Genomic DNA, 24633 nt, shown 5'->3' with positions numbered 1-24633 from the left:
CGGTGCGGTACGCGGGCCGGGTGTGCCTACGCTCGTGAGGTCGCCGTCCGTGGCGGACGGCGGGAAGAGCGTGGAGGGAACTGATCGTGGCCGGGCGTTACGCACCGCGGCCCACCCGCACCGAGGTACGCGGTGGGCGGATCGGCGCCGACCGGGCGCCGGGGCGGGTCGCGGTGCCGCGGCCGGTGGCTCCGGCCCGTACGCGCCGCTGGGTACCCACCGGGGCGCTCGATCTCGGGCTGGTACTCGGACCGCTGCGGCGGGGGCCCGCCGACCCCACCTTCCGCGCGCTGCCCGACGGGTCCGTGTGGCGGGCCTGCCGTACGCCGGCGGGCCCCGGCACCCTCCGGGTCGCCCTGCGCGGCGGCGTCGCCGAGGGCTCGGCGTGGGGTCCTGGCGCCGCGTGGCTGCTCGACCAACTGCCCGCGCTCCTCGGCGCGTTCGACGAACCCGAGCTGTTCGAGCCCCGGCACCGGCTGGTCGCGGAGACCCGGCACCGACGGCCCGGACTGCGGCTCACCCGGACCGGGCTCGTCATGGAATCGCTGATTCCGTCGATCCTGGAGCAGAAGGTCACCACCGACGAGGCGTACCGGGCGTGGCGGCAGCTCGTACGGCGCTTCGGGGAGCCCGCGCCGGGCCCCGCCGACGGGGAGCGGGTGCCCGCGCTGTACGTCATGCCCGCGCCGCGTACCTGGGCGTTGATTCCCTCCTGGGAGTGGCATCGGGCGGGGGTCGACAACAAGCGGGCGTCCACGATTTTGCGGGCCGTACGGGTTGCTGCGCGGCTTGAGCAGGGGGTTGATCTGGAGCCTTTGCGGGCGCGGGATCGGCTTGAGCTGGTTCCGGGGGTCGGGCCGTGGACCTCGGCGGAGGTTGTTCAGCGGAGTCATGGGGCCGCCGATTGCGTCACCGTGGGGGATCTTCATTTGCCGGGGATTGTGGGGTACGCCTTGGTTGGTGACCGGTTCGCTGATGACTCCGTCATGTTGGAGCTTCTGGAGCCGTATGCCGGGCAGCGGCATCGGGCGGCTCGGTTGATTCTGTTGTCCGGGCGGAGCCCGGCTCGGCGGATGCCGAAGATGCCTCGGGGGGACATCGGTCGTTTGTAGGGTGCGGGCCGGTGGCCTGGTTGTGGGCAAGCCACCGGTGGTCTTTGGACCTACTGGTCCGATGAGAAGCGGACTGTTGCTGGGGGGACCTTCGTGTTGCACCAGATTCTCGCGCCCGCGATCAGTTCGTTGTCGGCGCCGACTTTCGCGTCGTCGCCGATGACCGTGTCCGTGAGGAGGGTGCGGGCGCCGATGTGGGCGCGTTCGCCGATGAGGGAGTCCGTGACGGTGGCGCCCGGTTCGATGACAGCGCCGGACAGGACCGTGCTGCCGATGACGCGGGCGCCGGAGCCGATGCGGGCGCCCGCGCCGATCACCGTGCCGCCGGTGAGTTTGGCGTCGGGGGCCACCTCGGCGGTCGGGAGAACGAGGGAGTCGCCGCAGCGGCCCGGGATCGCGGGGGACGGTGCGCGGCCGAGGACGAGGTCCGCCGAGCCGCGTACGAACGCCTGTGGAGTGCCCAGGTCCAGCCAGTACGTGGAGTCGACCATGCCCTGGAGATGGGCGCCGGCGGCCAGCAGTTCCGGGAACGTCTCGCGCTCGACGGAGACCGGGCGGCCGGTCGGGACGGAGTCGATGACGGAGCGCCGGAAGACATAGGCGCCCGCGTTGATCTGGTCGGTGACGATTTCCTCGGGGGTCTGCGGCTTCTCCAGGAAGGCGGTCACGCGGCCCGTATCGTCGGTCGGGACCAGTCCGTACGCGCGCGGGTCGGCGACCCGGGTCAGATGCAGGGAGACATCGGCGCCGGACGACGCGTGGGTGGCGACCAAGGCGCGGATGTCGAGCCCGGTGAGGATGTCACCGTTGAAGATGAGGACCGGTTCGTCGGGTCCGGAGCGCAGGCGTGAGGCGACGTTGCGGATGGCGCCGCCGGTGCCGAGCGGCTCCTCCTCGGTGACGTACTCCAGGTGGAGGCCGAGTGCGGAGCCGTCGCCGAAGTAGGGCTCGAAGACCTCCGCGAGATAGGAGGTCGCCAGGACGATGTGCTCGACGCCGGCCGCGCGTGCCCGCGCGAGTTGATGCGTGAGGAACGGGACACCCGCCGCCGGAACCATCGGCTTCGGGGTGTTGACCGTGAGGGGACGCAGCCGGGTGCCCTTGCCTCCGACCAGGAGGATCGCCTCTGTCACCTGTCGTCTCTGCTTCCTGCCGGGGCCGGCCGCGCTGCCGCGAGGGCCGGCCGATGGGTACGGCCCGGAACGGCTCACGCGGCGGCGCCCGGCAGGTGCGTACAGCAGATGCGTACGGCAGATGCGAACGGCAGGCGCTCGGTCAGCGGCCCTGGAGTCGGGCCGCGCTGCCGCGGACGGTGCCGAGCTTGCCGTACAGGCGGGCACCCGGGCAGTCCGTGACGAAGCCGTCACGGTGGCCCGAGATCACATTGAGCCGAACCTTCTTTCCTTTTCGGTACAGATTGCCACCGCCCGACGTCAGATATGTCTTGCCCCTCGGATTGGCTCCGAACAGCCCCAGCTTCCACGCGGTGACCTTGGCGACGGCGTTGACCGCGGCGGCGGGCGGATTCGAGCGGCTGAACGTGCCGAGGACCGCGACACCCATGGTGTTGGAGTTGAACCCGAGGGTGTGGGCGCCCAGGACCGCCTTGGTCACTCCCCCGGCCCGGCCCTCGTAGACGTTTCCGCACTTGTCGACGAGGTAGTTGTAGCCGATGTCGCGCCAGCCGCTGCTCTTGACGTGGTAGCGGTAGATACCGCGAATGACCGAAGGGGCTTGCGAGCAGCGGTAGTTGTTGCCCGTACCGCTGTGGTGCACGAAGGCCGCCCTCACCGACTTGGCGTACGCGAAACCGCCCTGCCGCAGTCTCTCGTCGGCGCCCCAGCCCCACCGGGTGACGACGCGGGGGCGCGGGGCGGTGTACGGCCTGGCGCGCTCGGCGGCGGCCGACTCCTCCGGCAGGACCTCGGCGCTCTCGGGCACGACGGCGCTCTCGGGTACGGACCTGGTGGCGGCCGGTTCATTGCCCGGGTCGACGAGTTCCAGTCGCAGACCGGCGGGGAGCATCCCCCGTACGGAGTCGTGCGGCGGGGCGCTCACGCGGACCTCGACGGCGTCCGAGTCGCCGACCCACAGGGGCGCGGTGGAGCCGCGCACCCGGCCGGACTCGCGCTCGTCGCTGCCGGGGTCGGCGGCGTGCTCGTGGTTGTGGGTCTCGACGTCCTGCCAGCCGGACCAGGAGGCAGTTGCGGTGGCGCGGGTACGGACCTGGACCTGGCCGTCGAGTTCGACGGCCGGGTCGTCCCAGACGACGCCGACGAGCGAGAAGGGGCGGACGTCCCGCCGGGACAGTCCCTGTTCCTGGGCGCCCGGCGGGAGGGAACGGTCGGTGGAGAGCGGGGAGAGGGGTAGCGACTGGGTGCTGCCGGGCACGGACGGTGCGGCTGCCGCCGGCGCGCCTGGTGCGGCTGGTGCGGCTGGTGCGGCCGGGGTCGTGGCTCGGGCTCCGGTGGGCTGGGCGAGCGGCAGGGCCAGAGCGGCCAGGCACGTGACGCCGATCGAAGAAGCTAGGAATCCACGCATACGGCTGATCGTGGACATAGACGTACATATCTGTCCATTCGGGAACTGACGGTCCGTCGGGTGACGCGGCGGCGCGAATCACCCGACCGGGGCGCCCGGTTCCGCCGCACGGGCGCATCGGTGGTCCCCCGCCGGGGCCCGCCGTGGGGTCGGGCGCGCGTACGCTTGCCCGCGTGAACGCCACCGATCGCACCCCTGCCGACCTGCTGCGTTCCGCGCTCGCCGCGGATCCGGCCCGCCCACTGGTGACCTTCTACGACGACGCGACCGGTGAACGGGTCGAATTGTCCGTGGCCACCTTCGCCAATTGGGTGGCCAAGACCGCGAATCTGCTCCAGGGCGACCTGGGTGCGGCGCCCGGTGACCGGGTCGCGCTGTTGCTGCCCGCGCACTGGCAGACCGCCGTGTGGTTGCTCGCGTGTTCGTCGGTGGGGGTTGTCGCCGATGTCGGCGGGGATGCCGGTGCCGCCGATCTCGTGGTCGCCGGGCCCGACGCGCTCGATGCGGGGCGGGCCTGTTCCGGGGAGCGGGTGGCGTTGGCACTGCGGCCTCTCGGGGGGCGGTTCCCTTCGACGCCGGCAGGGTTCGTGGATTACGCGGTGGAGGTGCCGGGGCAGGGGGATCGGTTCGTGCCGTACGAGGTGGTGGACCCGGAGGCCCCCGCGCTGGTGGTGGCGGGGGCCGGGATGTCCGGGGCGGAAGTGGTGGGGCGGGCGGTCGGGGACGCCGGCACGCTGGGGCTGACCGGGCCTGGGGGGCGGGTACTTTCCCTTTTGTCCTACGAGACGTGGGAGGGGTTGAGTGCCGGGTTGTACGGGCCGCTCGCCAGTGGGGGCTCCGTGGTGTTGTGCCGGAACGCTTCGCTGATTTCGGAGGACGCGTTGGCTCGACGGGTGGAGGACGAACGGGTTACCGCTACGGTCCGCTGACGGCGTCGTCCACCGTTTGGGTCAGTGCGCAGGACGCCCCGTACCCCGCACGGCATCTTCGTGTGTGTGGGTTTGTCAGCGAGTGGGGTGTTGGGGGCCGGGGCCACCGGCGTCAGGAAGCGGCGGCGGCGGTGGCTGCGGTACGGCGTGTTCGGGGTGTCCGGGTTTCTGCTGGTCTCGGCCGGGGCCGGGTGGGCCGTGTACGAGAAACTCAACGGGAACATCACCTCGGACACGGACGCGGCGGCGGAGCTGAAGCAGTACGAGAAGGAGCGGCCCTCCGCTCTGGTCGGCGCGGCGCAGAACATCCTGATGATCGGTTCCGACAGCCGGGCAGGGGAGGGCAACCGCCGGTACGGCCGTGACCTCGGCAGCGAGCGGTCCGACACGACGATGCTGCTGCATCTCGCCGCCGACCGGCGCAGCGCGACCGCCGTCTCGATCCCGCGCGATCTGATGGTCCACGTCCCGGACTGTCGGCGCCCCGACGGCACCCGCACCGAACCGGTGTTCACGATGTTCAACTCGGCCTTTGCGACGGGTGGTTCGGGCTGCACGATCCGTACCGTAGAGAAGCTGACGAACATCCGCGTGGACCACCACATGGTCGTCGACTTCGAGGGGTTCAAGGAGATGGTGGACGCCGTGGAGGGGGTCCAGGTCTGTCTCAGCGAGCCGATCGACGACCGCGCCGCCAAGTTGAGGCTGCCCGCGGGCACCCAGACCCTCGACGGCGAGCAGTCCCTCGGCTACGTACGGGCCCGTAAGAGCATCGGGAACGGCAGCGACACCGAGCGCATGGAGCGCCAGCAGCGCTTCCTCGGCGCCCTGGTGAACAAGGTCAGCAGCAATGACGTCCTGCTGAATCCGGCGATGCTGTACCCGGTCCTGGACGCGGCGACCTCGGCGCTGACCACGGATCCGGAGCTGGCGAGCCTGCGCGGTCTGTACGACCTGGTGCGCGGGGTGCGCACGATCCCCATCGAACGTGTCCAGTTCCTGACCGTGCCCCGCCGGTCGTACGTGTACAACGCCAACCGTGACCAGTTGGTGAAGGCCGAGGCGGAGCGGCTGTTCCAGCGGCTGCGGTCCGACAGTCCGGTCGAGGTCACTCCCGAACGCCCCCCGGGCAGCGGGGACAACACGGGCAAACCCGGCGATCCACCGCGTAATCCGTCCGTCGCGCCGACCGGTCCGGCGCCGACGTTCCGGGGGAATACGGCGGCCGAGGACGCCTGTGGGTAAAGCGCGTACCAAGTGACACGTGTGGCGCGAACGATACTCAAAAGATATGCGTCGTATTGCCCAGTTGTAGGGACGTGGAATTTGTCACGGCCGTCGCTTGACGCTGAACTGGGCGGATAGTGTGAGCGATCCGGTGTGCCGGGCCACCCCATGGCCGCACGCCGCGTGACCGGCTGACGCGCGTCCTTCTGAGGGGGGAGAGGGCGCCGCGTGGCCCTTGACGGAGGACGCAAACAACCGTGGACGCGCAAGGCCGTGGGCGGGCGGACGATATCGACCCCGCAGACCAGTGGGTACTCAACCCGCAGACCGGTGACTACGAACTGCGACTGGATGCTTCCGCAGGGCAGTCGAGCCTACCCGGTCCTCGGACCGGTGGAGGTCGCCGGGGCCGGGGGCAGGACAGAGGCCAGGGGCAGGGCAGAAAGCAGGGGCAGGCCGGCGATCAGCAGGACGCTCCGCAGGGCGGCAGGTCCGGCACCCGGTCCCGTACCGCTCCGGGCCAGGACCGTGGCACCCGCGCGCCGCTGGAGGATCCCGGCACCCGTGATCTGCCGGGCCAGCGCAGGCGGCGCGGCGCTCCGCCGGAGTCCCCGGGCCGGCGCCGGTCGAAGAAGGGCAAGAAGTCCACCGGCAAGAAAATCGCGCTGTGGACGAGTGGTGGCCTCGCGGTCGTCCTGGTCGCCGTCGCGGCCAGCGGGTACCTCTACTACCAGCACCTCAACGACAACATCACGACCACCGACGTCGGCAGCGCGGGCAGCGGCGGGTTCAGCAAGGACGAAGCGGTCAACATCCTGCTGATCGGCACGGACAAGCGGACCGGCAAGGGCAATGAGGGCTACGGCGACAAGGGCAGCGTCGGGCACGCCGACACGAACATCCTGCTGCATGTCTCCAAGGACCGTACGAACGCGACCGCGTTGAGCATTCCGCGTGACCTGATCACGGACATCCCGGACTGTCCGACGAAGCAGCCGGACGGCAGCGAGAAGGTGATCCCCGGAACGCCTGGCGTGCGGTTCAACGTCAGCCTCGGCCAGGACGGCCGCGACGCGGGCTGCGCCATGCGGACGGTCGAGGAGATCACCGGGGTCAAGCCGGACCACTTCATGATGGCCGACTTCAACGCGGTCAAGACGCTGACGACGGCCGTGGGCGGGGTCGAGATCTGCCTCGCCAAGCCCGTGGACGACCCGGACTCGCACCTCAAACTCCCGGCGGGCGAGCACACCATCGAGGGCGAGCAGGCGCTCGCCTTCGTCCGCACCCGGCACAGTTTCGGCAACGCGGGCGACCTCGACCGGATCCAGGTGCAGCAGCAGTTCCTCGGTTCGCTGATGCGGAAGCTGAAGGACGACTCCACGCTGTCCAGCCCGTCGAAGATGCTGGATCTCGCGGAGGCGGCGACCAAGGCGCTCCAGGTGGACACCGGGATCGGGAGTATCACCAAGCTCAAGGACGTGGGCATGGAGCTGAAAAAGGTAAACCCGAAGAACATCACCTTCGCCACGCTGCCCGTCCTCGACAACCCGGCCGAGAAGGTCAAGGCGACGGTCGTCGTCGACACCGCCAAGGCCGATCCGCTGTTCTCGATGATCCAGGACGACATCTCGCTCACCGAGGTCAAGCAGCAGGAGAAGAAGGAGAAGGCGGCGGAGGCGGCCCGGCTCAAGGGCACCAAGTCCGCCGCGTCCGAGGTCAGGGTCGATATCTACAACGGAGGGGCGGTCTCCGGATCCGCTCAGACAACTCTCACGTGGTTGCAGAACACTAAGGGCGTTGCCAAGTCGAGCCAACTCGGCAATGCCGACTCGCAGAAGAAGACAACACTCGAATACGGGCCCGACCAGGCCGACCAGGCGCGCAGGCTCGCCGAGATCATGGGGCTGCCCGGCTCCGCGATGAAGCCGGGCAAGAGCGAGAAGAACGCGCAGGGGCTGCCGGCGATCGTGTTGACGCTCGGCCAGGACTTCAAGGGCGCGGGGACGCCCATCGCGGCTCCGTCGAAGGCGCCGGAGGGCATTCAGAAAGTCGAAGCCGACAAGGCTGTGTGCGCCAAGTAACCCTTTGGGGTCCTCCCGCGTCTAACGGGGCGACTTCTGAACTGGGCGCTGGGCGGGGAGGGGCTGGAGATGGGGCGAAGCGGTGTGCGTGGGGAGGGAGCACGACCACGCGTCGAGCGCGCCGCCGATCACGGCTGGGACGACACCGTGTACGAAGGCGGTCCCGGCGAAGGTGGCGGTGCGCGGCAAGGGGACGGTACGTGGCCGGGGGACCGCGGCGACGGGCGAACGGCGACCGACGATCCCGAGCGAATACCCGGCTCGACCGGTGTACCGGACGAGGCGGCCCACGGCGTAAGTACCCCTGAGGGGAAGCCGGGTGGGGGCGGCGGACGGCGACAGCGGAGCGAAAACCGCGGCGGCGGAGGGCCGCGGCGACCGCGACGACGTAAGCGCCGTGCGCTGCGCTGGACCGCGATGGTGGTCTCCGTGCTGATCCTCGGCACGGCCGCCGCCGGATACCTCTATTACCGGCATCTCAACGGCAACATCAAGAAGGACGACCTCAACCTCGGCGAGCACAAGGCGCCCGAGCCGACGCCGAACGCGGCGGGTCAGACCCCGTTGAACATCCTGCTGATCGGCTCGGACAGCCGGAACAGCGCCGAGAACCTGAAGCTGGGCGGCCACAAGGAGTCGGTGGGCGCTCCCCCGCTCGCCGATGTCCAGATGCTGCTGCACCTGTCCGCGGACCGCAGCAACATGTCGGTGATCAGCATGCCGCGCGACACCCTCGTGGACATCCCGAAGTGCGTCGACAAGAAGGACGGCAAGGTCTATCCGGCGAGCACCATTGCGACGATGACGAACGCGACGCTCGGCCGGGGCGGCGCCGGGTGCACCGTGGCGACCTGGGAGAAGCTCACCAACATCCACATCAACCACTTCATGATGGTGGACTTCGCGGGTGTGGTCGACATGGCGGACGCGATCGGCGGGGTGCCGGTCTGTGTGGACGCCAACGTGTACTCGCACACCACGGACGGCAAGGGCTCCGGCCTGAAGCTGAAGGAGGGCACCACCCCGATCAAGGGCGAGCAGGCCCTCCAGTGGCTGCGCACGCGGTACGGCTTCGGGGACGGCAGCGACATCGGGCGGGCCACGGCCCAGCACCAGTACATGAACTCGATGGTCCGGGAGCTGCGCAAGAACGCCACGATCAGCAATCCGGGCAAGCTGCGCGCCCTCGCCGAGACGGCCACCAAGGCGCTCACGGTCGACAACGGCCTGGACACCGTGATGAAGCTGTACGACCTCGGCAACGAGCTGAAGAAGGTGCCGCCGGACCGGATCACGATGACCACCATGCCGTTCAACTACCTCGGCGCGCGTGTGGTGCCGAAGCCGGGCGACGCCGAGCAGTTGTTCCGGCTGGTACGCGAGGACATCGCCCTGGACGGCAAGGACAAGCCCAAGAAGTCGACGCCCGAGAAGCTGTCGGACGACCCGGCGGCGCCGGACGCGCAGATCGCGGTCCAGGTAGTCAACGGCACCCGGACGAACACCCTCGCCCCGGTCGGCGGGCGGGCGACGGCCGTGACGCAGGTCCTCACCGGCAAGGGCTTCACGCGGGCCACGGCGGACGCGACACAGGCGCTCGCCGAGCCGAAGACGGTGATCAACTATCCGAGCGTGGACCTGGAGGGTGACGCCCAGCGGGTCGCCAAGTCCCTGGGGATTCCCCTGAGTTCGGTGAAGAAATCGACCGATGTCTCGGGTGTCACGCTGACCGTGGGCGCCGACTGGCGCGAGGGCAACGCCTATCCGAAGAAGGCGGCGGACCCGAAGGACGACAAGACACCGAAGTCGGCCGACGCGCTCAACGGCGCCGACGACTCGGCCTGTATGAAGGTGAACCCCAACTTCACCTGGTAAGCCTGAACGTCAGCCGGTAAGCAGGAAGTTCACCTGGGCCCGGCGGTCTCACCCTCGGTGCGGACCGCCGGCCTCCGGCTGGCGATGACCCGGCGCGCGAGCGACTTGGGGCTCGTCAGGAAGCCCCAGCCCCACGACATGTGCATGGTGGCCAGGGCGAGGGGAATGCGTACCCGGGCCGCGAGGGGCAGCCCCTTGCCCGCGGGCAGCGACCCGGCGGTGATCGCGGCGAGATAGCCGCCGGGCACCACCAGCGCCCACGGTGTCACCAGCGCCCCGGCGACCAGGCCGGCCGCTATGGCGCACACGGCGGTCGGCGGCGCGAGATAGCGCAGGTTGATGGACCCCTCGTGGTAGCGGGCCACCACATGCCGCCACCGGCCGTAGTCCTTGTACTGCTTGGCGAGTGCCCGCACCGAGGGCCGTGGCCGGTACGAGACGCGCAGCTCGGGCGAGAACCAGATCAGGCCGCCCGCCTCCCGGATCCGGAAGTTCAGCTCCCAGTCCTGGGCGCGGATGAACTCCTCGTTGTAGCCGCCCTGTTGCTCCAGGGCCGCCCGCCGGAAGACACCGAGGTAGACCGTCTCGGCGGAGGCCGCGGCGCCGCCGGTGTGGAAGGCGGCGTTGCCGACGCCGATCTTCGAGGTCATCGCCGCCGCGACGGCGTCCTCCCAGGCGTTCTCGCCCTCGGCGTGCATGATGCCGCCGACGTTCTGCGCGCCGGTCTCGTCGAGGAGCCGTACCGCAGTGGCGATGTAGTTCGGCGAGAGGATGCCGTGCCCGTCGACCCGTACCACCACGGGGTGGCGGGACGCCTTGATCGCGGCGTTCAGCGCGGCCGGGGTACGGCCCGTCGGGTTCGGCACGGTGTGCACCCGGGGGTCCTCGCGGACGAGTTCGGCGGCGATCTCGTCGGTGCGGTCCGTGGACGGGCCGAGCGCGATCACGACCTCCATCTCACCCGCGTACTCCTGGGCGAGGATCGCTCGGACGGCTCCGCGCAGATGCCGTTCCTCGTCGAGGACCGGCATGATCACGGACACGGCGGGGGGCGGCATCTCGGGCGTGGCGTTCATCGCACGCCACGTTACCGCGAATGGGGGACACGATCGCGCGCCGTACGGTCGATCACACGGGCCGGATTTCGTATGGACGTACCGTTCTCGCGCGTATCCCGTCCCCGCGGAGGTGTTCCCCCTCGTGCCCCACCCGGCCCGCTCCCCCGACAGCCCGCGTCCCGCGCGGCCCGAACCGTCCGGCACCCGGCGGCGGCCCGTGCCCGCGGCGGCGGAGCGGCGCAGACGGCGCCCGCGCTGGGTGATGCGGATGGCCACTACCTTCTCCGTCGCCGTCCTCGCGGCGGCGGGCATCGGGCACGCGCTGGTCACGGGGATCGGCGCGGAGATCGACCGGGTCGACCCGTTCAAGGACATGAAGAACCGGCCGCAGGCGGGGCACGGCATGAACGTCCTGCTGGTCGGCACCGACGGGCGCGACAAGATCACGCAGGAGGAGCGGAAGAAGTACCGGCTCGGCGGCGCGCCCTGTCACTGCACGGACACGATCATGATCGTGCACATCTCGCAGGACCGGGAGCGCGCCAGTGTCGTGAGCCTGCCACGCGACTCGTACGCGGAGATCCCCGAGCACACCGACCAGACGTCGAACACCCACCACTCGGCGCATCCGGTGAAGCTCAACGCCGCCTACGCGGAAGGCGGTCCGCAGCTCACCGTGCGGACGGTCGAGCACATGACGGGCGTGAAGGTCGACCACTATCTGGAGGTCGACTTCACCAGCTTCATGAAGACCGTGGACGTGCTCGGCGGGGTCCAGATCTGTACGGCACGGCCGATGCAGGACACGTACACGGGCCTCGATCTGCCGGCCGGTACGCACGATCTGAACGGTGGCGAGGCGCTCCAGTACGTGCGTTCGCGGCATATCGACGGCGCCGCCGACCTCGGACGGATGGAGCGGCAGCAGCGGTTCCTCGCGGCGCTGATCGCGAAGGCGACGTCGTCGGGGATCCTGCTCAATCCGGTGCGGTTCAGCGAGATCTCACAGGCGGTGCTCGGTTCGGTCCGCGCGGACAAGGGGTTCGGCGCGGACGAGATGCTGGCCCTCGGGCGGGCGATGCGCGGGTTCTCGCCGAAGTCGTCGGAGTTCACGACCGTCCCGATCGGCGATCCGGCCTTCCAGGTCAAGACCATCGGCTCGACCGTGAAGTGGGACGAGGCGAAGTCGAAGAAGCTGTTCGAGGCGCTGCGGGACGACCGGCCGCTGACCGTGAAGCGCGCCAAGAAGCGGCGGGCGGCGACGGTCGAGGTGGCGCCGCAGCAGATCGAGGTACAGGTGGAGAACGGCGCCGGGACGCCGGGCCTCGGCAAGCGGGTCGACGACGGGCTGCGCCGCACCGGGTTCCGTACGACGGGCGCGCCGCACGACGCGCAGCCCGGTAGTACGGCGGAGCGGACGGTGGTGGTCTACGACCCGCGCTGGGACCGCTCGGCACGGTCCCTCGCGACGGCCCTGCCGGGCAGCGAACTGCGCCCGGCGCCCGGCCAGGGCCCGGTGATGAAGGTGGTGGCGGGCGAGGACTTCAAGGAGGTACGGAGGGTACGGGCGGCCACGGTCCGGCAGGGGGAGTTCGGGGCGGTCACGGGCGACGAGGTGGTGTGTCCGTAGGTCGGGGCCGGGGGTGTGTGGGTGTGACGCGGGGGTGTGTGGGTGTGACCCGCGGATGTGCGGGGGGTGTGACCCGGGGCGTACCGGGGTGTGTGTGACCCGGAGCGTACGGGCCGTCGCTCTACGTATGCATCAAGTAGCGTTCCGTAGGCGGCTGGTGGCCCTGCGCCCCCGCGCTGTCCGGTTTGCATCAGCCGTGCAACAGCCGTGCCCCGAATTTCCCACCTCCCTGTCAACGCCCCGCCGTGAGCCTGCACACTAAGGCGCATGAATGACTGGCCCGACTCATGGAGTGACGAGAACGGCCGTCGCCGTTCCCGTGACGGTTACGGCCGTGGCAGCGCGAGCGCACAGCCCGAAGGCGCCCGCGCGATGCGGCATGTCCAGCGCGGCCAGGTACCTGGCCAGGCGGCGCCCCCGCGTGGTGTCCCGCCCCAGCCCGCCTACGGCCACGACGAGTACGGGCCGCGGGATCCGGGGTACGACAGCGGCTACAACTCCGGCCAGGTGTACGGCCAGGGGGACGACGGCGGGCAGCGCGGCGGCGGCCGGGGCGGTGACGGATACGGCGGGCAGACCGCGCGGCCGGCCCCCAATTGGCGGCGCCGTATCGGGTTCACGGCGCTGACGCTCGTCATCGTGCTGCTCGCGGTGAGTATCGGCACGTACTTCTGGGCCGACTCGAAGCTGAAGCGCGAGGTCGACCTGTCGAAGGTCATCGACCGGCCGCAGGGCGGCGACGGCACCAACTACCTGATCGTCGGCTCCGACAGCCGGGCCGGGATGACGGCCGAGGACAAGAAGAAGCTGCACACCGGGTCCGCCGAGGGCAAGCGCACGGACTCCATGATGATCCTGCACGTCGGCGACAGCGGAAACACCATGATCTCGCTGCCGCGTGACTCGGACGTCGAGATCCCCAGCTTCGTGGGCTCCGAGTCCGGCAAGACATACAAGGGCACGGGCCGCCATGTGAAGCTCAACGCCGCCTACGCCGAGGACGGTCCCGAACTCCTCGTACGGACCATCGAGTTCAACACCGGACTGCGCATCGACCATTACGCGGAGATCGGCTTCGGCGGCTTCGCGAAGATCGTCGACGCGGTCGGCGGGGTCGAGATGAACCTCGACAAGGGCTTCAAGGACAAGTGGTCGGGCGCCGACTTCAAGGCCGGCAAGCAGACCCTCAACGGTGAGCAGGCCCTCGCCTTCGTCCGTACCCGGCACGCCTTCGCGGCGAGCGACCTGGAGCGCACGAAGAACCAGCAGAAGTTCCTCGCGGCGCTCGCGCACCAGTCGGCGACGCCGTCGACCGTGCTCAACCCCTTCCGCCTGTACCCGACTTTGGGCGCTGGCCTCGACTCACTGATCGTCGACAAGGACATGAGCCTCTGGAACGTGGCGTCGATGTTCTGGGCGATGAAGGGGGTCTCGGGCGGCGAGGGCAAGTCGATGAACATCCCGATCTCCGGCTCCACGGGCGGCAACCTGGTCTGGGACAAGGCCAAGGTGAAGACGCTGGTGGACCAGTTGAACGCGGGCCAGAAGGTGACGGTCTCGGGCAACTGAGCGGCACCGCAACGCCATTGGGAGGGCCCCGGGTCGATCGATGACCCGGGGCTCTGTTCTGTAGCGAGTAGTCGCCTTACAAGAGCCGGTGGGTGGCGGGGTTTGCCGTGCGTCGACGCGTGGCCGGGTCAGGGCAGGGCGTCGATGGCCTTCACGATCAGGGCGCGTGCGTCGGCCCCGTACACGGCCATGCTGCGGAGTTGCTCGAACGACTTCAGGTAAAGGGCGACCTCGCCGGGCTGCGTGATCCTCACCCGCGCCGAGACGAGTTCCACCGACACGAGTCGGTCGTCGTACACGTGGAACGTCTCTCGCGGCCACTGCGAGCGCGACGGGACTGTTGCCGGGATGATGCCCAGCGAGACCTGTGGCAGTGCGCCCGCAGTCAGCAGATAGCCGAGTTGCGCGGCCATCGCGTCCTCGTCGCCTATCCGGTAGTGCAGCGCGGCCTCCTCGATCAGGAGCGTGAAGCGGTGCCCAGGTTCATGGATCACGCGGGAGCGTTCCACCCGGGCCCGTGCCGCCTCCGCGCTGTCGTCGATGGGGAGTTCACGGAAGTTGGCGCTGATCTCCAGTACGCCGGCGGCGTAGCCCTCGGTCTGGAGCAGTCCCGGTACGAGGGTGGAGGAGTACACGCGGAACAGCTCGGTCTCGTGGAAGAACTGCACCGCACTGTCCTGAAGGCGCTTCAGGCCGCCGCGTACCTGGTGGCGCCACTCCGTATACATCGACTCCGCGTGCAACGACTGCGCTATGAGGTCCTCCGCCTCGCCCTCGGCGCGTGTCGTCCGGCACCACAGCCGGATGTCGGTGGCCGAGGGGGCCGTGCGCGCGTTCTCGATGCGGGAGGTCTTCGCGTGGTGCCAACCGCACTGGTCGGCCAGCTCGGTGACCGTCAGCCCTGCCCTCTTGCGAAGGTCACGGAGCCGCTTGGCTACGACTTCGCGCGCGGCCTGGGCGGAGGAGGACGGGGAGATGGGCATGAACTGGCCTGTCAGTACTGTCGGTCAGCGGATCGTGTACTCGTCGTGCGGGATGCCGCGCGCCCAGACCGCTTCGAATGCCTCAGCGCACAGCTTCGCGGCGGCCGGGTCCTCCATGACTTCCCCTCCTGCCGAGGCTCCTTCGCCGGTGAAGTGGTTCCAGTAGACCAGCTGCTCGTCGAACAGCCAGAAGTCGTTGCCCGGCAGGGCGAGGTCGGAAGCGCGCCGGCGGGGAAGCCATCGCACCGACTCCCCTGCGGCGGCGTTGGTGAAAGTGCCGTCGTGGAGAAAGCGGGTGTACTCGCTCACGGGCTCGGACACGATACGGGCCCGGCGAACGGTCACACCACGGCCGGTGGTCTCCTGGACCAGGTCGAGCCACGGCCGCCACCAGGATGTGCGGTCGGCCGGGTCGTGGCGGTATCCGTTCCTCCAGTCCGCGAACGGGCCGGACTCGTAGTCGACGGCGTACGTGTCCCGCATCTCCAAGTGGACGGCGGAGCGGGCGCACTTGGAGAGCAGATCAGTGAACGTCGTCGGTGTGCTCGACGGCATCGCACGCCTCCCTGATCATGGGCACCATCCGTGCCGGGATACGGATCACTGCCTCGTGGTCCGGGATTCCCTTGGCGTGACCCGGCACTTCGAAGGCAGCACATTCCGCCTCGGTTTCCGCGTCGGGCTTCCAGCCCTGGAAGAGGATCTCCTTCTTCCCCTGGTCGACCCACACGGTGGGACTCTCGTGGTCACCCGTGTTCGGGTCGATGCCGATGAACAGTAGCGACATGACGACCTCCATCGTCGAGTTGTGCAGTTGTGTGCAACACCGTCGCCTCGGAGAGTTGGTCGGTCAAGGGCACAAAGCAGCCACAACACCATTCCGGACAGCCGTCTGCACAGATCTGCACATCACTAGGGATGGTGCACATCGCATCCCTAGCGTCGTGTCCAGCGGCAGCTCCAACTTCCGCCCACGGACATGCCGTCCGGGCTGGGGCAGGCCGTTCCTACGGAGGAAGGTGCAGTGATGCAGAACGGAATCGACCTGTACGCGCTCGACATCGGCGGGGCCTCGTTCGTGAAGGCGTGCGGCGGCCCCTGCACCGAGGGGTGCGTGACTCTGGCCCGGATCGGTGACGATGCCTGGGCCCTGGGCGACAGCAAACGGCCGGACACACAGCCGCTGCGCTTCAGCACGGAGGAACTCGCCGTGGCCGGGATCGACCCCGGCCGGTTCGGCCTGAGCGTCTGATCCCCCATCGCCGGCCGGTCCATCGACCGCTCCCACCGAACGGGAAACGCCAGGTGCACCATCACGGCTATCTGTGGACCGGCCCCAAACAGCGCTACGACAACGAAGCCCTGCGTCGGCCCCCGCATCCCGAACCGCCCCCGCCCGGAAGCAGCCCGGAGCTGATCCGGCGCTACCGAGAAGTGGCGACGGAGTTCCCGACCACCGATCTGCCTCCGCTGGAAACGGCGTACTGGCTCATCAAGCCGAAGAGTCTCGTACGCGGCACATGGGAGGAGCCCAAGGAAGCAGCGGCCTGGCTCGGGAAACGGCTGGCCGAGTACGCGCCCCGCTTCGCCTCCCACACACAACGCGACACCACCTACCTGGCCACACTCGTCAACTCCAGTGCCGAACACCTGGAGTCCGGCACCGACGTCTCACTCGGCTTCTACCTCGAACGCCCCGCATACCTGTCCCTGGCCCTGGTGTGCTGCCCGAACCGCGCGCGACCGGAGTTGCCCTGCCCGCTCCGGTGACGAATTCCCATGGCACCGCCCGCCTCGCTTCGTATGGGACGGCGAGGGGGCGGGCGGCCCCTTGAGGGAGGTGGTGGGCCCCCGGCTATGCTCGGGCGCGCACGCCCCACCTCACGCGACCCTCCCGGCACTGGAGCACCCCCATGGCCCCCAAAATCACCGTGATCGGCACCGGCTATCTCGGCGCCACGCACGCCGCGGCCATGGCGGAACTCGGCTTCGAGGTGCTCGGGCTCGATGTCGTCCCGGAGAAGATCGAGCTGCTCGCGCAGGGCCGCGTACCGATGTACGAGCCGGGACTCGAAGAACTGCTGCACAAGCATGTCGCCGGGATCGAGGGGTCCACCGGGCGGCTGCGGTTCACCATGGACTGGGCCGAGGTCGCCGCGTTCGGGGATGTGCACTTCGTCTGTGTGAACACCCCGCAGAAGCACGGCGAGTACGCGTGTGACATGAGTTACGTCGACAGTGCGATGGAGAGCCTGGCCCGGCATCTCACTCGACCCGCGCTCGTCGTCGGCAAGTCGACCGTGCCGGTCGGCAGCGCGGAACGGCTCGCGGCACGGCTCACCGAGCTGGCGCCCGCCGGGGACGGCGTGGAACTCGCGTGGAACCCCGAATTCCTTCGTGAGGGGTTCGCCGTACAGGACACCCTCCACCCGGACCGGATCGTCGTCGGGGTGCGCGGCGGGCAGGCCGAGAAGGTGCTGCGCGAGGTGTACGCGACGCCGGTCGCCGCCGGTACGCCCTTCCTCGTCACCGACTTCCCCACGGCGGAACTGGTGAAGACCTCCGCCAACTCCTTCCTCGCCACCAAGATCTCGTTCATCAACGCGATGGCCGAGGTCTGCGAGGCCGGCGGCGGCGACGTGGTACGGCTCGCGGAGGCCCTCGGGTACGACGAGCGGATCGGGCACAGGTACCTGCGCGCCGGTATCGGCTTCGGCGGGGGCTGTCTGCCCAAGGACATCCGGGCCTTCATGGCGCGCGCCGGTGAGCTGGGCGCGGACCAGGCGCTGACGTTCCTGCGCGAGATCGACTCCATCAACATGCGGCGGCGCGGGCAGATGGTCGAGATGGCGCGGGACGCGGTCGGCGGCGACACCTTCCTCGGCAAGCGGGTCGCCGTGCTCGGGGCCACGTTCAAGCCGGACTCCGACGACGTGCGGGACTCTCCGGCGCTGAATGTCGCCGGGCAGATCCACCTCCAGGGCGGTCAGGTCACCGTGTACGACCCCAAGGGGATGGCGAACGCGCGACGCATGTTCCCGACCCTGGGGTACGGGGATTCCGCGGTGGACGCGGTGCGGGGGGCCGATGTGGTGCTGCATCTCACGGAGTGGCGGGAGTTCCGTGAGCTGGATCCCGCGGAGCTGGGCGCGGTGACGTCGCGCCGGGTGATCCTGGACGGACGGAACGCGCTGGACCCCGCGGTGTGGCGGGATGCCGGGTGGACTTACCGGGCGATGGGACGACCGTCGGCTTAGACGCTGACGGAGCCTGACAGACCTAGACGGGCACTTGGGCGCTACTTGGCTTTCGACCTGTACGTCTTCATTTTCGCGCGCGCTCCACAGATCGCCATCGAGCACCAACGACCTGTTGAAGCGCCGGTCGCGGTCAGCTCATGGTCGCGTGCGACGGGCCCCTCTTCGACTGTTCCTGGGTCGCTACCGATTCCGCGTCCGCCAGGACCCTTACCGCGTTGCGCCAGGTCAGTTTGGACAGGTCTTCCCTGGACCAGGCTCGGGTCAGGAGTTCCGCGATCAGGTTCGGGTAGCCGGAGACGTCGTTCAGGCCGTCGGGGGTGAAGGCCGTGCCGTCGTAGTCGCCGCCGATGCCGATGTGGTCGATGCCCGCGACCTCGCGCATGTGGTCGAGGTGGTCGGCGACCGTCGCCGTCGTCGCGATCGGGCGCGGGTGGGCCTCCTCGAAGGCGCGGTGCAGCTTCATCGCCTCGGGCGAGGTGTCCAGGTGGTGGAAGCCGTGCGCGCGCAGGTTCTCGTCCGCCGCCTCCGTCCAGTCGACCGCCGCCTGGAGAACGAACTTCGGGACGAACGTCACCATCGCCACACCGCCGTTCCCGGGAAGGCGTTCCAGGACGTCGTCCGGGATGTTCCTCGGGTGGTCGCACACCGCCCGCGATGAGGAGTGGGAGAAGATCACCGGCGCCACCGTGGTGTCCAGGGCGTCTCTCATGGTGGTGGCCGCCACGTGCGAGAGGTCCACCAGCATGCCGGTGCGGTTCATCTCCCGGACCACTTCCCGGCCGAAGTCCGACAGGCCGCCGACGCCCGGCTCGTCCGTCGCCGAGTCCGCCCAGGGGATGTTGTCGTTGTGCGTGAGGGTCATGTAGCGGACGCCCAGGGTGTGCAGGGCCCGCAGCGTCGCCAGGGAGTTGTTGATGGAGTGGCCGCCCTCGGCGCCCATGAGGGAGGCGATGCGGCCTTCCGTACGGGCCCGTTCCATGTCGGCGGCCGTCAGCGCGGGCGCCAGGTCCTTGGGGTAGCGGGCCAGCAACTGCCGTACGCAGTCGATCTGTTCGAGCGTCGCGCTGACCGCGCTGTCACCGGCGAGGTCGGACCGTACGTACACCGACCAGAACTGGGCGCCGACACCGCCCGCCCGCAGCCGTGCCAGGTCGGTGTGCAGATGGGCGCTCTGGTCGGTGGCGATGTCCCGCGCCGTGAGGTCGTACCGCACCTGCTCGCGCAGCGCCCACGGCAGGTCGTTGTGGCCGTCGACCACCGGGAAGTCGTCCAGCAGGGCGCGGGCCTCGTCGAGGCGAGCAGACGTGGTCATGGCCGTCACTTTCCCGAGCCGAAGCCGAAGCCCGCCGGGCCGCCCGCCACCTTGGCCCGCAGCCGCTTGCCCTTCTCCGTCGCCTGGTCGTTCAGATCCTGCTGGAACTCCCGTACCCGGCCGAGGAGTTCCTCGTCGTGCGCGGCGAGCATCCGGACCGCGAGCAGACCCGCGTTGCGCGCGCCGCCGACCGAGACCGTGGCGACGGGCACGCCCGCCGGCATCTGCACGATGGACAGCAGGCTGTCCATGCCGTCGAGGTACTTGAGCGGGACCGGCACACCGATCACCGGCAGCGGGGTGACCGACGCGAGCATGCCCGGCAGATGGGCCGCTCCCCCGGCGCCCGCGATGATCGCCTTCAGGCCGCGGTCGGCGGCGTGTTCGCCGTACGCGATCATCTCGCGGGGCATGCGGTGGGCGGAGACGACGTCGACCTCATAGGCGATCTCGAACTCGTCGAGCGCCTGCGCTGCGGCTTCCATGACGGGCCAGTCGGAGTCCGAACCCATGACGATGCCGACGACGGGCCGGGCGGCGGGGGTGGTCATTCGGTGATCGTTCCTCTGAGGTAGCCGGCTGCGTGACGGGCGCGCTCCAACACGTCGTCCAGGTCGTCGCCGTAGGTGTTGACGTGCCCGACCTTGCGGCCCGGCTTCACGTCCTTGCCGTACATGTGGATCTTCAGCTTCGGGTCGCGGGCCATGCAGTGCAGATACGCGCTGTACATGTCCGGGTAGTCGCCGCCCAGGACGTTGCACATGACCGTCCAGGGGGCGCGCGGGCGCGGGTCGCCGAGCGGGAGGTCGAGGACCGCGCGGACGTGGTTGGCGAACTGCGAGGTGATCGCGCCGTCCTGGGTCCAGTGCCCGGAGTTGTGCGGGCGCATGGCAAGTTCGTTGACCAGGACGCGGCCGTCGGGTGTCTCGAAGAGTTCGACGGCGAGATGGCCGACGACGTTCAGCTCTTTCGCGATGCGCAGGGCGAGTTCCTCGGCCCGCAGCGCCAGGTTCTCGTCAAGTCCGGGGGCGGGGGCGATCACCGTGTCGCAGACGCCGTCGACCTGCCGGGACTCCACCACCGGGTACGCGACGGCCTGGCCGTGCGGGGAACGCACCACATTGGCGGCCAGTTCCCGTACGAAGTCGACCTTCTCCTCGGCGAGGACCGGGACGCCGGCGCGGAACGGTTCGGCGGCGTCGGCCAGGGACCGTACGAACCAGACGCCCTTGCCGTCGTAGCCGCCGCGGACCGTCTTGAGGATCACTGGGAAGCCGTCGCCGCCGTCCGTGGCGCCCTCGGCGGCGAAGGCCGCGACGTCCGCCGGGTCGCGCACGATCCGATGGCGCGGGCAGGGCGCGCCGATCTCGGTGAGCTTCGCACGCATCACGCCTTTGTCCTGGGCGTGTACGAGCGCGTCGGGGCCGGGGCGCACGGGGATGCCGTCCGCCTCCAGGGCCCGTAGATGCTCGGTGGGGACGTGCTCGTGATCGAAGGTGATCACGTCGCAGCCCCGCGCGAACTCGCGCAGTGTCGCCAGGTCGCGGTAGTCGCCGACGACGACATCGCTGACCACCTGCGCCGCTGAGTCCTGCGGGGTGTCACTGAGGAGCTTGAACTTGATGCCGAGCGGGATGCCCGCCTCGTGTGTCATACGAGCGAGCTGCCCCCCGCCGACCATGCCGACTACCGGGAACGTCACGTACCCCAGGGTATCGGCGCGCTGAGCGGGGGGCGTCCCCAGGCGGCGTCGGGAGGTGCTGGATAGCATGGCGGGGTTGACCATGTGACGAATCCGACGGAGCGGGGACTGGGCGGCACCATGGACAAAGGTGGTTCTCCGGGAACGCGCACCTCATCGGGCGGGTCCCTGCGACGGCACGTCGAGCAGTTGTGGCGTGAGATCGCGAAGTTCGGGGCGGTGGGCGGCGCGGGTCTGGCGGTCAACCTCCTCGTGTTCAACCTGATGCGGCACGTGACCGATCTCCAGGTGGTCCGGGCCAGTGTGGTCGCCACGATCGTCGCGATCATCTTCAACTACATCGGTTTCCGTTACTTCACGTATCGGGACCGTGACAAGAGTGGCAGCACCCGCGAGATGACGCTGTTCCTGGCGTTCAGCGCGGTGGGACTGGTCATCGAGAACGGTGTCCTGTACCTCGCCACCTACGGTTTCCACTGGGACAGTCCGCTCCAGAGCAACGTCTTCAAGTTCCTCGGGATCGGGGTCGCGACCCTGTTCCGGTTCTGGTCGTACCGGACCTGGGTGTTCCGGACGCTGCCCGCGGGGGCGACGGTCACGGGCACGGAGACGTTCCTCGACGGCGGCGGTGACAGCGAGGAGCGGGATCGGCAGCGCGCCGCCTAGCGGATCGTGCGGTCGGCTAGCGGACCGTCTGGCCGTCTTCGCCGGGGCCCGACTTCTTCAGGGGCGTACGGGACAGGAACAGGCCGAACACCGGGGGCTTGCCCTGGAGCATCTCCAGGCGGCCCCCGTCGGCCTCCGCGAGGTCCCGGGCGACCGCGAGGCCGATGCCCGTCGAGTTACGGCCGCTGATGGTCCGCTCGAAGATCCGTGAACCCAGTTCGGGCGGGACGCCCGTGCCCTCGTCGGTGACCTCGATAACGGCCTGATTGCCGGTGACCCGGGTGCGCAACGCCACCGTACCGCCGCCGTGCATCAGCGAGTTCTCGATCAGCGCGGCCAGGACCTGGGCGACCGCGCCCGGGGTTCCGACCGCGCGCAGATGCCGTTTGCCGGAGCTGACGATGGCGCGGCCCACGCTGCGGTAGACCGGGCGCCACTCCTCCAGTTGCTGCTTGATGACCTCGTCCAGGTCGAAGGAGACCGCCGATCCGGTCCTCGGGTCACGGGAGTTCGTCAACAGCCGCTCCACGACGTCCGTGAGCCGCTCGACCTGGGCCAGCGCGATCGTCGCCTCCTCCCGGACCGTCTCCAGATCCTCGGTGACGGTGATCTCCTCAAGCCGCATCGACAGCGCGGTCAGCGGCGTACGGAGCTGGTGCGAGGCGTCCGCCGCGAGGCGCCGCTCGGCCGTGAGCATCCGCGCGATCCGCTCGGCGCTGGAGTCCAGGACGTCCGCGACCCGGTCCAGCTCGGGCACCGCGTACCGCTTGTGCCGGGGGCGCGGGTCGCCCGAACCGAGGCGTTCCGCGGTCTCGGCGAGATCGGTGAGCGGGGACGCGAGCCGGTTGGCCTGCCGTACGGCGAGCAGTACCGCGGCGATGATCGCGAGCAGGGCGACCGCGGCGATGATCAACAGGGTGCGGCCGACCTCGCGGGTCACCGCCGAGCGGGACTCCTGGACGGTGACCGTCTCGCCCTTCTCGCCCTTGGCCTTGCCCTGGATGACGTCGCCGGTGGGACGGGTGCCGATCCGCACGGGCGCCCGGCCGGGTACCTCGATGACCGCGTACCGGTCGTGGGCGACCTGGTTGCTGAGGAGCGCGGCGGTGACGGCCTCGTCGCTGATGAGCCGGCTGTCCACGATGCCCGCCAGGCGCCATGCCTCGGAGTCCACGCGCTCCTGGGCGCTGCTGCTGATCGTGCGGGTCTCCACGATGACCAGGGAGACCCCGAACACGGCGATCACGACGAGCACGACGGCGAGCGTGGAATTGATCAGACGGCGGCGCATGGTTCAGTGTCCCGGGGTGGGGTCGTCAGCTTCTGCCGAAGCGGAACGTCAGCTTTTCTCGAAGCGGAAACCGACGCCTCGGACCGTGGCGATGTAGCGGGGGTTCGCGGCGTCGTCGCCCAGTTTCTTGCGCAGCCACGAGATGTGCATGTCGAGCGTCTTGGTCGAGGACCACCACGTGGTGTCCCAGACCTCGCGCATCAACTGGTCGCGCGTGACGACCCGGCCCGCGTCCCGTACGAGGACCCGCAGCAGGTCGAACTCCTTTGCTGTGAGCTGGAGTTCCTCCTCGCCCATCCACGCGCGGTGCGACTCCACGTCGATACGGACGCCATGGGTGGCCGGCGGCTGCTGGGGCTCCGCGGCACCGCGCCGCAGCAGGGCCCGGACCCGGGCCAGGAGTTCGGCGAGCCGGAACGGCTTGGTCACGTAGTCGTCGGCGCCCGCGTCGAGGCCGACGACGGTGTCGACCTCGTCGGCGCGCGCGGTGAGGATCAGGATCGGCACCGTGTGGCCCTCGGCGCGGAGTCTGCGGGCCACCTCCAGACCGTCCATACCGGGCAGTCCCAGGTCGAGTACGACCAGGTCGACTCCCCCCTGCATCCCCGCGTCCAGCGCGGTCGGTCCGTCCTCACGCACTTCGACCTCGTAACCCTCCCGGCGCAGGGCACGCGCCAGTGGCTCCGAGATGGACGCGTCGTCCTCGGCGAGCAGTACACGGGTCATGTGCTGAGGATAGCGACCGAGCCGCCGCGCTTGTTCTGACCGGGTTCCGGCTGCGCCTGGCTCTTGGCCTGCGGCCGGCTTTCGACTCCCGCCTTGGGGCTTGGCCTGCGGCCGGGGGGCGGCTGCGCCGGGCTTGGCCTGCGGCCTGCTTTGGTCGTTCGGCACCGCCGAGATGCGCCGTCTCGGCTTGGCGCCGTCGCGGCGGATTTTGGGTGCGGGGCAGCTGTTGCGGCGAGACATCGCAGAGCCGATTCGAGGGGGGCGGGCAGCTTTGTGGGCAGAGACTGCGGAGGGACTTGGCACCGCCGGGATGCGTCGTCCGGGCTTGGCGCCGTCGCGGCGGGTTCAAAGGTGCGGGCGGCTTTGCGGGCTGGACCTGCGGGGCGGATTCAAGGTGCCGGGTAGCTATCGCGGCGAGAAACCGCGGCGCTGGTTCAAGGGCGGGCAGCTTTGCAGGCTGGACCCGCAGGGCGGATTCAAGGTGCCGGGCAGCTTTGGCGCCTGGACCCGCGGAGCGGCTTGGCGTCGCCGGGATGCGTCGTCTCGGCTTGGCGCCTTCGTGGTGGGTTCGAAGGGGTGGGTGGTTTGGGGTGGGGCCTTGGAAAGTGGTTGTGTTGTTCCCCTGGTTCCTGTGATCCGTGTCTCAAGTCCTTCCATATAGGGTGCTG

At 69.6% G+C, this 24633-nt stretch carries 23 protein-coding genes; 11 read left to right on the top strand and 12 right to left on the bottom strand.

All coding sequences use genetic code 11. From position 1 onward, the window contains the following. The first annotated feature begins 86 nt into the window (after positions 1 to 86). Complete coding sequence (locus ACFVT5_RS42545; protein WP_389899587.1) at positions 87 to 1112, top strand: DNA-3-methyladenine glycosylase family protein; 1026 nt, start codon at positions 87 to 89, stop codon at positions 1110 to 1112. Between the two features lie 50 nt (positions 1113 to 1162). Here the strand turns inward: ACFVT5_RS42545 and ACFVT5_RS42540 are convergent, their stop codons facing one another. Together ACFVT5_RS42540 and ACFVT5_RS42535 are read right to left on the bottom strand one after the other, a co-directional pair. Further along, positions 1163 to 2245: a sugar phosphate nucleotidyltransferase gene (locus tag ACFVT5_RS42540; protein ID WP_389899585.1), complete on the bottom strand. Its 1083-nt coding sequence runs from the start codon at positions 2243 to 2245 to the stop codon at positions 1163 to 1165. A gap of 142 nt (positions 2246 to 2387) precedes the next feature. Further along, positions 2388 to 3653, bottom strand: a complete 1266-nt coding sequence (locus ACFVT5_RS42535) for a peptidoglycan recognition protein (protein ID WP_389899584.1) — start codon at positions 3651 to 3653, stop codon at positions 2388 to 2390. Positions 3654 to 3826: 173 nt separating this feature from the next. Here ACFVT5_RS42535 and ACFVT5_RS42530 point away from each other — a divergent pair, with 173 nt between their 5' ends. From ACFVT5_RS42530 to ACFVT5_RS42515, 4 genes are all read left to right on the top strand, one after another. Beyond that, entirely contained in the window at positions 3827 to 4582 is a 756-nt protein-coding gene (locus ACFVT5_RS42530; RefSeq protein WP_389899583.1) for a TIGR03089 family protein, read from the top strand. A gap of 66 nt (positions 4583 to 4648) precedes the next feature. Beyond that, on the top strand, positions 4649 to 5827 hold the full coding sequence (locus tag ACFVT5_RS42525) for an LCP family protein (RefSeq protein ID WP_389899582.1): 1179 nt from the start codon (positions 4649 to 4651) through the stop codon (positions 5825 to 5827). 239 nt (positions 5828 to 6066) lie between these two features. Then, positions 6067 to 7893: an LCP family protein gene (locus ACFVT5_RS42520; protein WP_389899581.1), complete on the top strand. Its 1827-nt coding sequence runs from the start codon at positions 6067 to 6069 to the stop codon at positions 7891 to 7893. A gap of 69 nt (positions 7894 to 7962) precedes the next feature. Beyond that, complete coding sequence (locus ACFVT5_RS42515) at positions 7963 to 9768, top strand: LCP family protein (protein ID WP_389899580.1); 1806 nt, start codon at positions 7963 to 7965, stop codon at positions 9766 to 9768. A 29-nt stretch (positions 9769 to 9797) separates the two neighbouring features. On the opposite strand, the gene ACFVT5_RS42510 is transcribed toward ACFVT5_RS42515, so the two are convergent. Next, complete coding sequence (locus tag ACFVT5_RS42510; RefSeq protein WP_389899578.1) at positions 9798 to 10844, bottom strand: glycosyltransferase family 2 protein; 1047 nt, start codon at positions 10842 to 10844, stop codon at positions 9798 to 9800. Between the two features lie 244 nt (positions 10845 to 11088). On the opposite strand from ACFVT5_RS42510, the gene ACFVT5_RS42505 reads away from it, so the two are divergent. Together ACFVT5_RS42505 and ACFVT5_RS42500 are read left to right on the top strand one after the other, a co-directional pair. Continuing rightward, complete coding sequence (locus ACFVT5_RS42505; protein WP_389899615.1) at positions 11089 to 12456, top strand: LCP family protein; 1368 nt, start codon at positions 11089 to 11091, stop codon at positions 12454 to 12456. A 267-nt stretch (positions 12457 to 12723) separates the two neighbouring features. Continuing rightward, positions 12724 to 14025, top strand: a complete 1302-nt coding sequence (locus ACFVT5_RS42500; protein WP_389899576.1) for an LCP family protein — start codon at positions 12724 to 12726, stop codon at positions 14023 to 14025. A 128-nt stretch (positions 14026 to 14153) separates the two neighbouring features. Here ACFVT5_RS42500 and ACFVT5_RS42495 read toward each other — a convergent pair whose 3' ends face one another. Genes ACFVT5_RS42495 through ACFVT5_RS42485 form a run of 3 tightly spaced genes read right to left on the bottom strand, consistent with a single transcriptional unit; the run spans position 14154 to position 15795 of the window. Continuing rightward, complete coding sequence (locus ACFVT5_RS42495) at positions 14154 to 15008, bottom strand: helix-turn-helix domain-containing protein (RefSeq protein ID WP_389899574.1); 855 nt, start codon at positions 15006 to 15008, stop codon at positions 14154 to 14156. 24 nt (positions 15009 to 15032) lie between these two features. Beyond that, on the bottom strand, positions 15033 to 15563 hold the full coding sequence (locus tag ACFVT5_RS42490; protein ID WP_389899573.1) for a DUF6879 family protein: 531 nt from the start codon (positions 15561 to 15563) through the stop codon (positions 15033 to 15035). Beyond that, a complete protein-coding gene (locus ACFVT5_RS42485; RefSeq protein WP_389899571.1) occupies positions 15532 to 15795 on the bottom strand; it encodes a hypothetical protein in 264 nt (87 codons plus the stop codon). The genes ACFVT5_RS42490 and ACFVT5_RS42485 overlap by 32 nt, the downstream gene beginning before the upstream one ends. A gap of 240 nt (positions 15796 to 16035) precedes the next feature. On the opposite strand from ACFVT5_RS42485, the gene ACFVT5_RS42480 reads away from it, so the two are divergent. From ACFVT5_RS42480 to ACFVT5_RS42470, 3 genes are all read left to right on the top strand, one after another. Further along, complete coding sequence (locus ACFVT5_RS42480; RefSeq protein ID WP_389899570.1) at positions 16036 to 16260, top strand: DUF397 domain-containing protein; 225 nt, start codon at positions 16036 to 16038, stop codon at positions 16258 to 16260. A 53-nt stretch (positions 16261 to 16313) separates the two neighbouring features. Continuing rightward, positions 16314 to 16778, top strand: coding sequence for a hypothetical protein (locus tag ACFVT5_RS42475; RefSeq protein ID WP_389899568.1), 465 nt, complete (start codon positions 16314 to 16316; stop codon positions 16776 to 16778). 143 nt (positions 16779 to 16921) lie between these two features. Beyond that, positions 16922 to 18265, top strand: a complete 1344-nt coding sequence (locus tag ACFVT5_RS42470; RefSeq protein WP_389899566.1) for a UDP-glucose dehydrogenase family protein — start codon at positions 16922 to 16924, stop codon at positions 18263 to 18265. 41 nt (positions 18266 to 18306) lie between these two features. Here ACFVT5_RS42470 and ACFVT5_RS42465 read toward each other — a convergent pair whose 3' ends face one another. Genes ACFVT5_RS42465 through ACFVT5_RS42450 form a run of 4 tightly spaced genes read right to left on the bottom strand, consistent with a single transcriptional unit; the run spans position 18307 to position 21282 of the window. Then, positions 18307 to 18402: a CGNR zinc finger domain-containing protein gene (locus tag ACFVT5_RS42465; protein ID WP_389899614.1), complete on the bottom strand. Its 96-nt coding sequence runs from the start codon at positions 18400 to 18402 to the stop codon at positions 18307 to 18309. Then, positions 18399 to 19580, bottom strand: coding sequence for a dipeptidase (locus tag ACFVT5_RS42460; protein ID WP_389899564.1), 1182 nt, complete (start codon positions 19578 to 19580; stop codon positions 18399 to 18401). The genes ACFVT5_RS42465 and ACFVT5_RS42460 overlap by 4 nt, the downstream gene beginning before the upstream one ends. A gap of 5 nt (positions 19581 to 19585) precedes the next feature. Further along, positions 19586 to 20131, bottom strand: a complete 546-nt coding sequence (purE, locus tag ACFVT5_RS42455) for a 5-(carboxyamino)imidazole ribonucleotide mutase (protein ID WP_389899562.1) — start codon at positions 20129 to 20131, stop codon at positions 19586 to 19588. Further along, entirely contained in the window at positions 20128 to 21282 is a 1155-nt protein-coding gene (locus tag ACFVT5_RS42450) for a 5-(carboxyamino)imidazole ribonucleotide synthase (RefSeq protein ID WP_389899560.1), read from the bottom strand. The genes purE and ACFVT5_RS42450 overlap by 4 nt, the downstream gene beginning before the upstream one ends. Positions 21283 to 21402: 120 nt before the next feature. Here ACFVT5_RS42450 and ACFVT5_RS42445 point away from each other — a divergent pair, with 120 nt between their 5' ends. Then, positions 21403 to 21948: a GtrA family protein gene (locus tag ACFVT5_RS42445; RefSeq protein ID WP_389899613.1), complete on the top strand. Its 546-nt coding sequence runs from the start codon at positions 21403 to 21405 to the stop codon at positions 21946 to 21948. A gap of 16 nt (positions 21949 to 21964) precedes the next feature. On the opposite strand, the gene ACFVT5_RS42440 is transcribed toward ACFVT5_RS42445, so the two are convergent. Both ACFVT5_RS42440 and ACFVT5_RS42435 read right to left on the bottom strand, forming a co-directional pair. Continuing rightward, positions 21965 to 23239, bottom strand: a complete 1275-nt coding sequence (locus ACFVT5_RS42440) for an ATP-binding protein (RefSeq protein ID WP_389899558.1) — start codon at positions 23237 to 23239, stop codon at positions 21965 to 21967. A 48-nt stretch (positions 23240 to 23287) separates the two neighbouring features. Beyond that, entirely contained in the window at positions 23288 to 23965 is a 678-nt protein-coding gene (locus ACFVT5_RS42435; RefSeq protein WP_235457590.1) for a response regulator transcription factor, read from the bottom strand. Positions 23966 to 24633 lie beyond the last annotated feature (668 nt).

Source organism: Streptomyces sp. NPDC058001 (genome assembly GCF_042886315.1).
Lineage (GTDB): Bacteria > Actinomycetota > Actinomycetes > Streptomycetales > Streptomycetaceae > Streptomyces.
This window is presented reverse-complemented; position numbering and strand designations above follow the sequence as displayed.

Excerpts from the sequence above, each read along its gene's own strand:
- ACFVT5_RS42535 (WP_389899584.1), bottom strand. The coding sequence starts at position 3,653 with ATGCGTGGATTCCTAGCTTCTTCGATCGGCGTCACGTGCCTGGCCGCT.
- ACFVT5_RS42515 (WP_389899580.1), top strand. The coding sequence starts at position 7,963 with ATGGGGCGAAGCGGTGTGCGTGGGGAGGGAGCACGACCACGCGTCGAG.
- ACFVT5_RS42510 (WP_389899578.1), bottom strand. The coding sequence starts at position 10,844 with ATGAACGCCACGCCCGAGATGCCGCCCCCCGCCGTGTCCGTGATCATG.
- ACFVT5_RS42505 (WP_389899615.1), top strand. The coding sequence starts at position 11,089 with ATGCGGATGGCCACTACCTTCTCCGTCGCCGTCCTCGCGGCGGCGGGC.
- ACFVT5_RS42500 (WP_389899576.1), top strand. The coding sequence starts at position 12,724 with ATGAATGACTGGCCCGACTCATGGAGTGACGAGAACGGCCGTCGCCGT.
- ACFVT5_RS42495 (WP_389899574.1), bottom strand. The coding sequence starts at position 15,008 with ATGCCCATCTCCCCGTCCTCCTCCGCCCAGGCCGCGCGCGAAGTCGTA.
- ACFVT5_RS42490 (WP_389899573.1), bottom strand. The coding sequence starts at position 15,563 with ATGCCGTCGAGCACACCGACGACGTTCACTGATCTGCTCTCCAAGTGC.
- ACFVT5_RS42485 (WP_389899571.1), bottom strand. The coding sequence starts at position 15,795 with ATGTCGCTACTGTTCATCGGCATCGACCCGAACACGGGTGACCACGAG.
- ACFVT5_RS42480 (WP_389899570.1), top strand. The coding sequence starts at position 16,036 with ATGCAGAACGGAATCGACCTGTACGCGCTCGACATCGGCGGGGCCTCG.
- ACFVT5_RS42470 (WP_389899566.1), top strand. The coding sequence starts at position 16,922 with ATGGCCCCCAAAATCACCGTGATCGGCACCGGCTATCTCGGCGCCACG.
- ACFVT5_RS42460 (WP_389899564.1), bottom strand. The coding sequence starts at position 19,580 with ATGACCACGTCTGCTCGCCTCGACGAGGCCCGCGCCCTGCTGGACGAC.
- purE (WP_389899562.1), bottom strand. The coding sequence starts at position 20,131 with ATGACCACCCCCGCCGCCCGGCCCGTCGTCGGCATCGTCATGGGTTCG.
- ACFVT5_RS42445 (WP_389899613.1), top strand. The coding sequence starts at position 21,403 with ATGGACAAAGGTGGTTCTCCGGGAACGCGCACCTCATCGGGCGGGTCC.
- ACFVT5_RS42440 (WP_389899558.1), bottom strand. The coding sequence starts at position 23,239 with ATGCGCCGCCGTCTGATCAATTCCACGCTCGCCGTCGTGCTCGTCGTG.
- ACFVT5_RS42435 (WP_235457590.1), bottom strand. The coding sequence starts at position 23,965 with ATGACCCGTGTACTGCTCGCCGAGGACGACGCGTCCATCTCGGAGCCA.